This window comes from Sulfitobacter sp. G5_S2_6_S6 (assembly GCF_054968505.1).
Genome location: NZ_JBQKUI010000005.1, coordinates 104245 through 117327 on the forward strand (window position 1 = coordinate 104245; position 13083 = coordinate 117327).

Sequence of the window (13083 nt, forward strand, 5' to 3'; positions counted from 1 at the left end):
AAAGTTAAAGGGCAGGGGCACGCGGCGCTTCATGCGATGCGTAGGCCGTTGGCGTCGAAGCGGTGAAGCGAGTCCTCGCGCGGGGTCAGGAACACTCGGTCGCCGTGGCGCAAGCCCACTTCGCCGCGGGCGCGGACGGTCATCATCTCGGTCAGGCCGGTGTCATAGACGTGGAAGAACGTGTCCGACCCCAGATGCTCCGACACTTTGACGACGCCGCTCCAGGTGCCTTCGGTTGTCGATACGTCGATGTGTTCAGGGCGGATGCCGATGGTATGCGCACCGTGTTTGGCCGCCTCGGGGCCCGAGATCAGGTTCATTTTGGGCGAGCCGATAAAGCCCGCGACAAAGGTGTTGCGGGGGGTGTGGTAAAGCTCGAGCGGGGAGCCGACCTGTTCGATCACACCGGCCTGAAGCACCACGATCTTGTCGGCCATGGTCATCGCTTCGACCTGATCATGTGTTACATAGATCATCGTCGTCTCAAGCCGTTTATGTAGCTCGGAGATTTCAAGCCGCATGCCCACGCGCAAAGCCGCATCAAGGTTGGACAGCGGTTCGTCGAACAGGAAGGCCGCGGGTTCACGGACAATCGCCCGACCAATCGCCACACGCTGGCGTTGCCCGCCCGACAGCTGGCCGGGTTTGCGGTCCAGATAGGCGGTCAGGTTCAGCGCTTTCGCCGCAGCATCGATGCGGCGGTTCTGTTCGTCCACGGGGATGCCCGCCATGCGCATCGGAAAGGCGATGTTCTTGCGCACGGACATATGCGGATACAGCGCGTAGGACTGGAACACCATTGCCAGACCGCGCTTGGCGGGGGGCACATGGGTGGCGTCCTGTTTGTCGATGCGGATTTGCCCGCCCGAGGTATCTTCGAGCCCTGCAATCAGTCGCAGCAGGGTGGATTTGCCGCAGCCCGAGGGGCCGACAAAGACGGTGAATTCGCCGTCTTCGATGGTCAGGTCCAGCGGCGGGATGACTTCGACGTCACCGAAGCGCTTGGAAACCTTGTCTAATGTGATGCGTCCCATGGTGTTGTTTCCTTATTTCACTGCGCCAAAGGTCAGGCCGCTGACAAGTTGTTTCTGGCTGAACCAGCCAAGGATGAGGATCGGCGCGATGGCCATGGTCGAGGCCGCGCTGAGCTTGGCGTAGAACAACCCCTCGGGGCTGGAATAGCTGGCGATAAAGGCCGTCAGAGGGGCCGCCTTGGCAGCGGCGAGGTTGAGGGTCCAGAAGGCTTCATTCCAGGCGAGGATCACGTTCAGAAGCAGCGTAGATGCGATGCCGGGGATCGCCATCGGCGTGAGGATGTACAGCACCTCTTCGCGCAGGCTGGCACCATCCATACGGGCTGCTTCCAGGATCTCGCCGGGGATTTCCTTGAAGTAGGTGTAAAGCATCCAGATGATGATCGGCAGGTTGATCAGCATCAGCACCACGACCAGCCCCAGCTTGCTGTCCAGCAGACCCATTTTGATAAAGATGAGGTAGATCGGATACAGCACCCCGACCGCTGGCAGCATCTTTGTGGACAACATCCACAGCAGGATATCTTTGGTCCGGTTGGAGGGGACAAAGGCCATCGACCAGGCGGCGGGAACGGCGATCAGGATGCCCAGAAGGGTAGAGCCCCCCGCGATCACCACCGAATTCCACAAGAACCGGCCGTAGTTCGAACGTTCCTGCACCGCTGCGTAGTTCTCCAGTGTCCAGTCAAAGAACAGGAACACCGGCGGGTCTGCAATCGCCTGGGCTTCGGTCTTGAAGCTGGTCAGGATGGTCCAGAGGATCGGGAAGAAAATCAGCAGCCCGACGCCCCATGCGAGTGCGGTGTTCAGAGCCTTGCGTTGTGTGGTCGTTGCACGTGCCATGACGGGCTCCTTATGCGTCGAGGTTCTTGCCAACCATGCGCATCAGGAAGATGGCAACGATATTGGCGAGGATGATGGCATAGACACCGCCGGCAGAGCCGAGCCCGATGTTCTGGCTTTCCAGCACACGCTGGAAGATCAGATAGGTCAGGGTTTTGGTGCCAAAGGCGCCTTGGGTGGTCACGAAAATTTCGGCGAAGATAGAGAGCAAAAAGATCGTCTGGATCAGCACCACCACCGTGATCGCCCGCGACAGGTGGGGCAGGGTGATGAAGCCAAAGCGTTTGACCGGCGATGCGCCGTCCATCTCGGCGGCCTCCAGTTGTTCACTGTCCAGCGACTGGATCGCGGTCAGCAGGATCAGCGTCGCAAAGGGCAGCCACTGCCAGCTGACAATCAGAATGATGGATTGGGTCGAGGCTTCGGTCAGCCACACCAGCGGTTCAGCCCCGAACAGGCCCCACAGGTGGGCGAGCAGCCCGTTGACCGGATCCATGAACATGTTTTTCCAGACCAGCGCCGATACGGTCGGCATCACGAAGAACGGGGCAATCACGAGGATCCGAACGATCCCTTGACCCCACATCGGCTGGTTCAGCAAGACGGCCAGCAACACACCCAGTACGACGGTGATGAACAGGACGCCACCCACGATCACCAGTGTCGCCTGAACCGACGGCCAGAAGGCGCTGGACGATACGAAGCGGACGTAGTTGTCAAAGCCGACCCACCCCAGATCACCGCCGCGCAGGGGCAGGTATTTGCGAAAGGAAAAATACAGCGTCATCGTCAGGGGGACGAGCATCCATCCCAGAAGCAGCACGACAGCGGGGGCCATCATCAGACGGGCGGCCGATCGTGAGTGTTGCGTTGCCATTGAATATACCTCCTCCGTTGACGGGCTAGGGCCGTCCCGGACGATCATGCACGTGTTGGAAAAAAGGGGCCAGTCAGCAAGGGGGAGCTTTGCTGACTGACCCCGAGGGCGATCAGATCAGTAGCCGGCGGCTTCCATCTCATCGGTGGTCAACGCTTGGGCGTTGGCCAGGGCTTCATCGACGGACTGTTGTCCTGCCAGCGCGGCAGAGAACTCTTGTCCGACCTGTGTGGCGATGCCTGCAAACTCCGGGATAGCTGCAAACTGCACACCGACGTAGGGCACCGGATCCACGGTTGGCGCGGTGGGATCAGCCGACAGGATGCTGTCCAGTGTCATCTGCGCGAAAGGCACCTTTTTGTATTCGGCGTTTTCGTACAGCGATGTCCGCGTGCCGGGAGGAACATTTGCCCAACCGTCTTTCTCGGCGACCAGTTCAAGATACTCTTTGGACGTGGCCCATTCGATGAATTCTTTCGCGGCGGCTTCGTTATCGGTGCCAGCAGGGATGCCAAGCGCCCAAGCCCACAGCCAGTTGCCGCGTTTGCCTTTGCCGGTGTCAGGTGCCAACGCAAAGCCGACCTGATCCGCGACGGTGGAATCTGTCGGGTTGGTCACAAAGGACGCCGCAACAGTCGCGTCGATCCACATGCCGCATTTGCCCTGCTGGAACAGCGACAGGTTTTCGTTGAACCCGTTGTTCGCCGCACCCGGAGGGCCCGCGTCGTTCATCAGGTTCACATAGAACTCAAGCGTTTCTTTCCATGCGGGCTGGTCAAACTGCGCGCCCCAGCTTTCGTCGAACCAGCGTGCGCCAAATGCGTTTGCTGTCGCGGTGAGGAACGCCATGTTCTCGCCCCAACCGGCCTTGCCACGCAGACAGATGCCGTTGATGCCGGCGTCACGGTCGGTCATGGCGCGGGCGGCTTCAGCGACGAATTCCCATGTGGGCGCGTCGGGCATGTCCAGTCCGGCTTTCTCCATCAGGTCCTTACGGTACATGATCATGGAGCTTTCGCCATAGAACGGGGCCGCATAAAGCGTGCCGTCGACGCTCAGACCGCCGCGCATCGCGGGCAGGATGTCGTCGGTGTCATATTCTGCAGACAGATCGTCCAGCGGAACCAGCCAGCCTTGCTTGCCCCAGATCGGGGTCTCGTACATGCCGATGGTCATGATGTCGAACTGCCCACCTTTGGTAGTGATGTCCGTGGTCACACGTTGACGCAGGACGTTCTCCTCCAGCGTGACCCATTCAACCTCGTGGCCGGTTTTGGCAGTGAAATCATCGGTAAAACCCTGCATCCGGATCATGTCGCCGTTGTTGACTGTAGCGATTGTGATCGTATCCGCAGAAGCAGCGGCTGCCGTCAAAAGTGAAATGGCGGTCGCCGTTCGAAACGCGTTCAAAACAAACATCTTCTACCTCCCTGATGAGATGTTAGCGACAAGCTTACGGCTATTGGTGAACTCGCGTCAATTTGAATTTTACGCGCGTCTAGTTTTGCGATTTAGATACGTGTTTTCAATTCTCTAGGCAGAGCCCCTGAGCACGAGCTTTCCGTCAAACAGCGTCTCTGTACGCGAATCAAGAGAATCATCCGCCTCGATCAGCGCCAGCAGGGTGGTCGCGCTTTTCTCGGCAATGGCTTCGTAGTCTTGGGACACGGTGGTCAGGCGCGGGCAGGTGAAGCGCGAGAAAGGATGGTCGTCATGGCCCGCGACGCGGAAGTCGTGGCCGGCCTCGATCCCGACGCTCATCCCCGCCTCGAAAATGGCGGACAACAGCCCGATGGCCAAACGGTCATTGCTGCACAGTATTGTTTTCGACGGCAGGCTCCGGTCGCGGATCACGCGGGTGCCTTCGCGAAACCCGATCTCTTCGAATTCCCATCCCTCGCCGCCGACCTGGATCAGATGCGGCGTTTGGCCCAGACGTTCCATCGCCCTGACATAGGCCGCCCGCCGTTTGTAGGCGTTGGGGTTCATCGGGTCTTTCATCTCGAAAAACGCAGGCGGTTCGCCCGTGCGGCACAGATAGTCGACGATCAGATCAACGCTTTGTTCATTGTTGGAGCCTATGAACGCCTTGCCGACCTTATCGATGTTCGCATCGAACAGGACGGTAGGGACGTCTTCGGTAAAGGTCTGGATCTGCGCGTGGTCAGAGCTGCGCCCGAAAGCGGCCAGCAATACGCCCGCCGGTTTCAGCATGCGCAGGTTTTCGAGGTTCTCCAGCTCCATCTCGGGGCTGCCGTGCGACCCGAGCAGAACGGGCCGGAAGCCCTGCCGCAAGATGTGCTCTTCGATCGTGCGGGCAATCTTGGCAAAGAAAGGGTCGGCCAGATGCGGCACCACGACGCCGATGTTCTTGGTCAAACGGCGGTTCTGGTTCATGGCGTAAAGATTGGGCCGATAGTCATATCGGTCCAGCGCTGCCTCAACCCGTTTGCGGGTGCTGCTACGCACGCTGGTGGGGTCGTTGAAGAACTTGGAAAGCGTCGGACGGGAGATCCCGCTGACGGCGGCAAACTCTTCCATATTCTTGATTTTCCGACTGCTCATCAAACGCTTCTTCTGGTGGTGGCAGAGGCCAAGTGACGACGCCATGTTCCTGTATCTGTTGGATCAGCATACTTGTCGCGCGGTAAATATCACCCCCTAACATCATGAGACAGTGGGATTTTGATGCGAATTTGACCAAAATACCCTCTTGCGGTTGTAGCGGCAGATGTTCGCTCAAACGCATGTCCTCGTGTCAAACTTGTGGTGTCGGGCCTAAATAATCGGCATATGGCACCCCACCTGAGGTGCCGAAGACTATCCTTTAGGTGGTATTGCGATTCGGTTTCGCGCTGGCAAACTGGCGGCGTTTTCGAAAAAATGGGCGCGGTCGCAAGCTATTGGTTCCAAATCGCGAATTTACGTCCCGCCACGCCGAATTTAATCGCAAAGATGGTTTATTGTGTCTGCCTGCGAAACAGTGCCGAAGGTTGGGTTTGGGAAATCATTAAAATTAAGTGAAAAATCCCAAAAAGCATCCGCTCCATCGAAATTCGCGCCCTGAGATGGGAAACAATATGCTACCTATGCGTGCATATTCCGCGCCGCCGTCGAGTCAAAAAAGGCGGAAAAGAGGCGCGTCTGCGAATTCTTGCCATTTTTTCCTTCCAGCAACGTCAACGGGTAGGTAATAAGAACGTGCCCAACTGGGGGGCAAAGTTTTTTAGGTTTCGGGGGCGACCGCATCGAACGCACATGTTGTGCGGGGAAGATGTGTTCGCTTGGCTCTTAAGGGCCGATGAATATACCACTGCCGGTTGCGCGGCAGCGGGCAGCTGTCTGCGGCTGATCCTCCCTTCAGGACGGTAGAGTTCTTTGTGTGTCGTCTCTGACCGCGGAGCTTTGTTAGGGGTATTGTGCGCCGTTTTTTAACGGCCCGCCACGTTGGCGGAAGGAGGAGAAACTGATGGGACACTGTATCTACAGACCACGACTGCCGGACCGTTCGGGTATGGGTGATGTTGCAACTCTGCGTTGCTCCGCCGCTGCCGAGACCGTCTTGATTTCTTCCCCGAAGCGCCGTTTTCGGATCACAACAAGAACACAAATGACCCGTATCCAAACGGCTGCAGATTTGGGCGTGTCGCGCGATGCACCCGTCCGCGCGCCGTATGTTTCATTGCAGCAGCGTCGCGGGCAGGGCGTTGCTTTGTCCCGCCTTAGTACCCCGGCACAGAATTGGTGCCATGTGAATTAATTAGCTTCGCCCATGACTGGGCACCCTCGTTTTACGGCTGACGGTACAACCGTAGCGTGCCTGACCTGATTTTGGAGACGACCGATATGACCATCTTTTTGAACAAACTGTGGCTCTTTGGAAAAACCTCGACCGCCGAGGCCGAGAAAACCGCGACCGAGGCTCCGGCCGACGGGCCGAACGGGATCGTGGACGGTAACCAGCAGGGCAACAAGATCGACGCCAGCTATAATGATGACCCAAGCGGTGACCGTGTTGACGGTAACGACGCGGTATTTGGCAACGTCGGGTCCAATGATGACATCATCCTCGCACGTGGCGGCAATGATACGGTCAACGCGGGTGTGGGGAATGATACGGTCGTTGCAGGGTCGGGCAATGATTATGTCGACGGGGGCAAGGGCAACGACATCCTGATCGGTGATGGCGCGACCAAGGGCAACTACGGCGACACCCGCGAAAGCTTTGAATGGTCCAAGGCACCCGACCCATCGGGCGACGGTTCCGCGATCGACGACAATGACAACCTCAAGGGGGGGTTCACCCAGAATACCGGCACCGTCAACGTCACATTCGAGCTCAAGAGCTTTTCGCCGAAGAACAATGCGGACCAGGAATTCAGCGACAGCAAGCAGTTCACCGGCAATGTCGAGGGCGATGCCCATGGCGTGAACGATAACAGCTCGTTTGAATCGCTGGCCAACTGCACCGGTGAAACAAAGTTCGAACTGCGGTTTGACGAGGCCGTTGGCAATGTGTCGTTCAATGTGAACGACATCGACAACAGAGGCGCGGTGAAAGTGCTGGCCTACGACGCATCCGGCAAGATGATCGACGTCGATATGATCGCCAACAGCAGCTCCAGCAAAGTGAAGCTGACGGACAGTGACGGCAAGTTCGGCGTGGACACGGCCACCAGCGAGGGCGGCGACGATTCCCCCTCGTCGAGCAAGTATTCCGTCAACGTGTCCATCGACGGTCCCGTGTCGCGGATCGAGTTCATCCACACCGGTGCGACAAGCGGCAACTCGGGCGTGAACGTAACAGACGTGTTCTTTGACAACCCAGCGGCTTTGCTGGCGGATGACGACGGCACTGTCGGGAACGACACGCTGCACGGCGGCGAAGGCGATGACATCATCTTTGGCGACAGCGCCGGCCTGACCAAAGCGCAGCCCGTCTCGAAGACTGTTGAGCCTGTATCGGGTGCGGATCATACCGTTCTGACGTGGGATCTGGCGAATGTGACGGTGGCTGGCGGTTCAAGCCCCTTCCAGAACAGCGATGTGGGCTCCGGCGATCTGTCTGGCAAGTCGTTCACCATCAACGAAAATTCAGCACCTGTTGCGGTTGGCATCAATGATGACGACGATAAGTTGAATGACAACGACAACTCGCAAACCCTGGCAAAGACCACCAAATTGGATGGCAACACCGAATACGCCGGCGACAAGATCATCCCCGAGTATTCCTATATCGTGCGCCCCGAAGGCGCGGTGGATTCCTCGCAGGATGTGACAGTCTACGTCGTGAACTTTGACGGGAACGATGCCGTCGGTTTCGTGACAGACAAACCGCTGGAAGTTGGAAAATCCTACGATTTCGTCAGCCACAACTCTAACCTGCCGTCGATCAAATACGACCACATCGCCAAAACCTACACCGTGACCGATGACAGCACGTCCCCGACCGATGGCACCGTTGGTGGCGACGATGTGCTGACCGGCGGGAATGGCAACGACACGATCTTTGGTGAAGGCGGCAACGACAGCATCGAAGGCAACGCGGGCTACGATTCGATCGAGGGCAACCACGGCGATGACACCATTTCCGGTGGCACCGGCAATGACACGATCTATGGCGACAACAACACCGGCGGCGCCTCTACGCCCGGTGGCACGACAGAGCGTGAGAGCTTTGAGTGGGACAAGGCACCAGACCCCCATGACAACTCGGCTGTCGATAATAACGACAATCTGGGCGGTGGCTTTGTTCAGGACACGGGCAACGTCAATGTGACCTTCTCGGTCACCGGCAGCAGCAAAACGCCCGAGACGACATTCTCCACTGACCAGCAGAAGGTGCATTCGATCACCGGCGACGGTCAGGCGACCAATGCGAACAGCTCTTTGGCGTCTCTGGCGAACCAGGATGGCGAAAGCGCGACCTATCGCCTGGACTTCTCGAAGGATGTGACCAACATCAGCTTCCGCATCAATGACATTGATAATGCGTCGAAAGTTGTGATCGTGGCCGTTGGCCCCGATGGCGCGCGCACGCCGATCAACGTCAGCACAGGCGGCGGCATTCAGGCGCAGAACCAGGACGGCGTTGGCGGGAATGAAACGCTGATCAGCCGCGGTGCCGATGGCCCGGATACAGATCCGAGCCACTCTGCGCTGGTGAACATCTCGGGTCCGGTGGATTACCTCGAAATCACCCACACGATGGATCAAAGCCTGTCGCCAGGGAACCACGCGGGCATCAATATCACCGACGTCTATTTCGACGCGCCCGTGGGCGGCGTTGACGGGGGTGCCGGCAATGACCTGCTGATGGGCGACGAGGGCGATGACCTGATCGACGGTGGCGCGGGTAATGACACGCTGTTTGGCGGCGATGATGACGATACGTTGATCGGCGGCGACGGTGATGACCAGCTCACTGGCGACGAAGGCAAAGACAACATCAGCGGCGGCGCAGGCAAGGATACCATCTTTGGCGGCACTGATGGTGATGAGGTTGACGGTGGTGCCGGCGGCTTCAATGCCGACCCTGCGCTGAACACCGACGATGACACGCTTGATCTGACTGGCCTCAATTTCCGCTTGCGTGATCTGGAACCAGATAGCAACGGCAATGGTCAGAACGGTACGGTTGATCTGTACAACGACGACGGCACATCCGCGGGCTCGTTCAAATTCACCGAGATCGAAAACATCATCGGCGAAGAGATGGCCGGTCCTGTTGATGGTCTGGACAGTGGCGAGGATATGGCACCGGGCTACACCGACGCCCAAGGCGACCAGATCGACGGCACAGACGGGATCAACGATACGATCTTTGGCAACGGTGGCGACGACACGATCGACAGCGGGTTGGGCGACGATACCGTTGACGGCGGCGCGGGCGACGACACGTTCACACTGACCGATGGCGTCGATAACGACGTTATCATCGGCGGCGAAAGCGGCGAAACCGACGGCGATGTCATCGACAGTACGGCCGTGGATGACGACCTGACAGTCACTTTCACCGACAAAGAGGAAGGGACACTGACCAACGGGTCCGGCACCACCGAATTCTCGGAGATCGAGAGACTCGAACTGGGTGGCGGTGACGATACGGTCACAGGCTCCGGCGGTGATGAAAATGTCTTGACCGGTGACGGCAACGACGTGGTGAACGCCGGCGGTGGTGATGATACCATCGATGGCCAGGGCGGCAATGATACCATCGACGGTGGTAAATATGACGACAGCCTGATCGGTGGTGACGGCAACGACTCCCTCGTCGGTGGTGAGGGTGACGACGTACTGATCGGCAACAAGCCCGGTGCGATTGGCGTGCCCGACACGGACGTTCCTTTGGTCTCCACACCCTTTGATCAGGATACCAACCCCAACGACGACAAAGACACGCTGATCGGCGGCGCGGGGAATGATACGATCGATGGCGGTGATGATGCCGACTATATCGACGGTGGCGACGATGATGATGTCATCGAAGGCGGCATCGACAACGACACCATCTATGGCGGCAGCGGCAACGACACCATCACCGATGTCCAAGGTGCGGACGAAATCTATGGCGGTGACGGTGACGATCTGATCGAAGCGGGTATCGACACCTTCTCTGATTATGCGAATGATCAGCCGACCGTTGGTGGACGACCCAACCCCTTCTTCAACTCCGGCGATCCGAATAAGGACGATGGTCGTGATTTCGTCGATGGCGGCAGCGGCAACGATACGATCCGCACCGGCGACGATTCTGACACCATCTACGGCGGTACGGGCGACGATTCTATCAACGCGGGTATCGATGACGATGAGGTCTACGGCGACGACGGCGATGACAGCATCATCGGCAGCCACGGGTCCGACAGCCTTTATGGCGGCGAAGGCAATGACACCATCTATGGTGGCTTTGGCAACGAACCGATCGCCGGCTACGAGGGAGAGGAAGTCGACGCCACCGATCCGCAGCCGAATAACGGCAAGGATTATATCGAAGGCGGTGCCGGCAATGACGTGCTGTACGGTGAAGACGACAACGACACCATCCTGGGTGGTGCCGATGACGACTACATCGACGGTGGCATTGACGACGACAGCCTGGATGGCGGTCAGGGCAACGATACGATCTTGGGTGGTCAAGGCAACGACACCATCCGCGGCGCACAGGGCCATGATGAGATCGAAGGGGGGGACGGTGACGACTCCATCCTCGCTGGCAATGGCAACGACGACGTTAAAGGCGGTGACGGGAACGACACCATCGACGGTGGTCAGGGCAACGACACCATCGACGGCGGTGACGGCGATGACTCCATCCTTGGGGGCTTTGGCGACGACTCCATCCTCGGGGGGGCCGGAAACGACACGATCATCGCGGCCGGTGACAATGATACCGTAGACGGTGGGACCGGTGACGACTCCATCAGCGGTGTGCGCGGCGACGACATCTTGTTCGGTGGCGAGGGTGACGACACCATCGACGGCGGTGAAGACAACGACGAAATCGACGGCGGCGACGGCGACGACAGCCTGCTTGGTGGCTTTGGCAACGACACCATCGAAGGTGGTGAGGGCGACGATACCATCAGCGCAGGTGGCGGTGACGACATCATCAGCGGTGGCGCGGGCAATGACAGCCTGCAAGGTAACGACGGGCGCGATACCTTCACCAACGTCAATGGTGGCGACACCATCGACGGCGGTGCCGGCACAGATGCCTCCGACTACGACGTCATCGATCTGAGAGGCGCGCTGAGCCCCGGCGGCGGTTATCGCCTTGAAAACGTCACGCCGGATAATGATGCCGGTGACACCATCGACGGCGACAGCCCCAACGATGGCATCGACGGTACGATCGTCTTTACGGATGCGTCCGGCACTGAGACCGGTCGTCTCGACTTTACCAACATCGAAGAGATCATTCCCTGCTTCACACCGGGCACCTTGATCGCTACGCCTAAAGGGGAACGTCGGGTCGAAGATCTGGTGGTGGGCGACCGTGTCATCACCCGTGACAACGGTATCCAGGAAATCCGCTGGGTCGGTGCCCGCGAGATGACCGGACAAGAGCTGGCGCATAAAGCGCATCTGCTGCCGGTTCTGATCCGTCAGGGTGCTTTGGGCAACAATCTGCCCGAGCGTGACATGCTGGTCAGCCCCAACCACCGCGTTCTGGTGGCCAACGACAAGACAGCGCTCTACTTTGAAGAGCGCGAAGTTCTGGTCGCGGCGAAACACCTGACCGGTCTGGAAGGTGTTGATATCGTTGAAACCTCTGGCACGACCTACATCCATGTGATGTTCGACCAGCACGAGGTGATCCTGTCTGACGGCACATGGACCGAAAGCTTCCAGCCGGGCGATATGAGCCTTGCAGGTGTCGGCAACGCGCAGCGCAACGAGATCCTGGAGCTTTTCCCGGAACTGGCAACGCGCGAAGGGGTGGACGGCTATGTCGCCGCGCGCCGCACGCTGAAAAAGCACGAGGCGAAGCTTCTGACGAAGTAAGCGCCACATTATATGCAGCAACATGCCTGCATCCCCTAGGGGGTGCGGGGCGAAGAACGGGGCAGGCGACTGTCCCGTTTTTTTCGTGTTGAGGGGTACGTGGTTAGGGGCCGGTCAGCGCACCGCGCGCCATGCGGCCCATGCTTCGGGCGTATCAAGGTCCAGTCGCGCGCGGTTCTCCGGCAGGGGGATCAGCAGCGTCTGGTCCTGGGCCTGAGCGATGATCTCTTTCCCGCCGGTGTCACCTTGCATCCGGGCAAAATGATCGAAATGGCAGGCGGCAAATACCGTCGGGTGACCCGGCTTTCCATCCGCCGTCGCACCGCGCCATATCGTGTAATTTGATTTAATATCAACGGCGTGAAAGACAGAGTTCAAGTCATCTTCAGTCAGCTCTGGCAGGTCGGCAAGCAGCACCATCGCGGCAGGCGTCCCGGCGGGAAGGGCCGCAAACCCAGCGCGAAGCGAGGCGTTCATCCCCTCTGCCGCGTCGGGAACGGGGAGCGCTTCAACCTCCATATCAGCCACAAGCGCATAGCGAGGGTGGGGCGCAGGTGGCAGCGCCACAATGACCGCGCCTCGCGTCGCCGCCCGCGCAATCCGTGCCTGTCGGCGCAGCAGGGGTTCGCCCTCCACGATCTCTTGCAGTTTGTCGCGCCCCCGCATCCGCGAGGATTGCCCCGCGGCCAGCAGGATGATGGGGATGTCATGGCTCATACACCGACCATAGCCAGATTGTTCAACCACCGTAAGAGCATAGCATCAGACCCGCCCGCTGATTTAGCCCGGCATTTTTGAACCATCGGGCGGCATAGGGCGTTG

The 13083-nt window shown here is 58.9% G+C and carries 7 protein-coding genes; 1 reads left to right on the forward strand and 6 read right to left on the reverse strand.

Annotated features, from left to right (window positions below):
- Positions 1-29: 29 nt before the first annotated feature.
- The 5 genes from ACTRWK_RS10470 to ACTRWK_RS10490 form a co-directional block, all read right to left on the reverse strand.
- On the reverse strand, positions 30-1034 hold the full coding sequence (locus ACTRWK_RS10470) for an ABC transporter ATP-binding protein (protein ID WP_064215727.1): 1005 nt from the start codon (positions 1032-1034) through the stop codon (positions 30-32).
- Between the two features lie 12 nt (positions 1035-1046).
- Positions 1047-1877, reverse strand: coding sequence for a carbohydrate ABC transporter permease (locus ACTRWK_RS10475; protein ID WP_005853358.1), 831 nt, complete (start codon positions 1875-1877; stop codon positions 1047-1049).
- A 10-nt stretch (positions 1878-1887) separates the two neighbouring features.
- Entirely contained in the window at positions 1888-2754 is an 867-nt protein-coding gene (locus ACTRWK_RS10480) for a carbohydrate ABC transporter permease (RefSeq protein ID WP_005853360.1), read from the reverse strand.
- A gap of 117 nt (positions 2755-2871) precedes the next feature.
- Complete coding sequence (locus ACTRWK_RS10485) at positions 2872-4173, reverse strand: ABC transporter substrate-binding protein (RefSeq protein WP_168592149.1); 1302 nt, start codon at positions 4171-4173, stop codon at positions 2872-2874.
- A 114-nt stretch (positions 4174-4287) separates the two neighbouring features.
- On the reverse strand, positions 4288-5319 hold the full coding sequence (locus ACTRWK_RS10490) for a LacI family DNA-binding transcriptional regulator (RefSeq protein WP_289081141.1): 1032 nt from the start codon (positions 5317-5319) through the stop codon (positions 4288-4290).
- A 1251-nt stretch (positions 5320-6570) separates the two neighbouring features.
- Between ACTRWK_RS10490 and ACTRWK_RS10495 the strand changes: the two genes are divergently transcribed.
- Positions 6571-12261 carry a Hint domain-containing protein gene (locus ACTRWK_RS10495; RefSeq protein ID WP_422802435.1) on the forward strand — a complete coding sequence of 1897 codons (5691 nt, stop codon included), beginning with the start codon at positions 6571-6573 and terminating at the stop codon, positions 12259-12261.
- 114 nt (positions 12262-12375) lie between these two features.
- On the opposite strand, the gene ACTRWK_RS10500 is transcribed toward ACTRWK_RS10495, so the two are convergent.
- Positions 12376-12978 (reverse strand): nucleotidyltransferase family protein, encoded by a 603-nt coding sequence (locus ACTRWK_RS10500; protein ID WP_289081139.1) that lies wholly within the window; start codon positions 12976-12978, stop codon positions 12376-12378.
- Positions 12979-13083: the final 105 nt, after the last annotated feature.